Genomic DNA, 1,703 nt, shown 5'->3' on the forward strand with positions numbered 1-1,703 from the left:
ACGGCGTGTTGCGCCTCCAGCACCTGTTCGTCGTGATGCTTGAAACGCTTGATCCGCGCATCGGCCTGGGCTTGGGTCAGACCGAGGCCGACCAGCGTGCGCCGGCTCATTTCCAGGCTCGAATAATAGGTCTCACGAATCGCTTCCGCGCCGACATCCACCAGGCGATGCACGTGCTGACGGTTACGCGCGCGGGCGATGATTTTCATGTGCGGATAGAGCTTGTGCACCACTTCGGCAGTCTTGATGTTGGTCTCCGGATCGTCCGTGGCAATGACAAAATATTCCGCTTCGCCAACCTTCGCCGCGTGAAGGATTTCCGGGCGCATCGGGTCGCCGTAGAACACTGGCACACCGCCGAAGCTGCGCGACAGTTCGATGGTTTCCACCGAGGTGTCCAGCGCAACGAACTTGATGTTCTGCGCGCGCAGAATCCGCGCCACGATCTGGCCCATCCTGCCCATGCCGGCAATCACTACGCGTGGCGCTTCGGTGTCGATTTCGCGGAATTTCTCCGGCACTTCCACCGGCTGCACTTTCGGGCTGACCAGCCGTGCGCAGATCAACAGCAGCAACGGCGTCAGCGCCATCGACAGGGTGATGGTCAGCACCAGCAGGTCGTACAGACGCGGCTCGAACAGGCCTTGATCGCGGCCGATCTTGAACACCACAAACGCAAACTCACCGCCGGCAGCGAGGACGATGCCGAGGCGAATTGCGCTGATTTTGTTCAATCCTCCTGCCAGACGTCCGACGACGAACAGCAGCGGCAATTTCAGACCGATCAGCAGCAGGGTCAGTCCCAACACGGTGATCGGCGCGCTCAACAACAGGCTGAGGTTGGCGCCCATGCCGACGCTGATGAAAAACAGCCCGAGCAGCAGGCCCTTGAACGGTTCGATCTGCGCTTCCAGCTCGTGGCGATATTCCGAGTCCGCCAGCAGCAGACCGGCGAGAAAAGCGCCCAACGCCATCGACACACCGACCAGATCCATCAGCCACGCCGTGCCGATCACCACCAGCAACGCGGTGGCGGTGGACACTTCCGGCAGCCCGGTTTTCGCCACCACGCGGAACACCGGACGCAGCAGATACCGCCCGCCGATCACCACCACGGCAATGCCGCCGAGCACCTGCAAGCTGTGACGAATATCGTCGGCGGTGCTGGTGTGGTGATCGACGCCGGCGAGCATCGGCACCAGGGCGATCAATGGAATCGCGGCGATGTCCTGGAACAGCAGAATCGCAAATGCCAGGCGTCCATGGGGGCTGGTCAGTTCCTTGCGTTCGGCGAGGCTTTGCAGGCCGAACGCCGTGGAGGAGAGCGCCAGACCGAGGCCCAGCACAATGGCGCTGTTCAGCGGCTGGCCGAACACCGACAGCGCCAGCACGCCGATCACCGATGCGGTCAACAGCACCTGCGCCAGACCGACGCCGAACACGGATTTACGCATCACCCACAAGCGGCGCGGCGAAAGCTCCAGGCCGATGATGAACAGCAGCAACACCACGCCCAGCTCGGAGATATGCGCAACGCTTTGCGGGTTGCCGATCAGGCCGAGCACCGACGGACCGATGATCACCCCGGCAAACAGATAACCGAGCACCGCGCCCAGTTGCAGACGTTTGGCCAAAGGCACGGTGAGCACGGCCGCGAACAGAAACACGACAGCGGCTTGCAACAGATTGCCTTCATGGGGCAT

General features: G+C 62.2%; 1 protein-coding gene. It reads right to left on the reverse strand.

Going from position 1 to position 1,703, the window contains the following annotated elements:
- Positions 1-1,703 (reverse strand): monovalent cation:proton antiporter-2 (CPA2) family protein (locus D6877_RS27665; RefSeq protein WP_130912741.1); only part of this gene is annotated, 1,703 nt, incomplete at its 3' end.

The organism is Pseudomonas sp. Sample_9, from assembly GCF_004307535.1.
GTDB lineage: Bacteria > Pseudomonadota > Gammaproteobacteria > Pseudomonadales > Pseudomonadaceae > Aquipseudomonas > Aquipseudomonas mercuritolerans.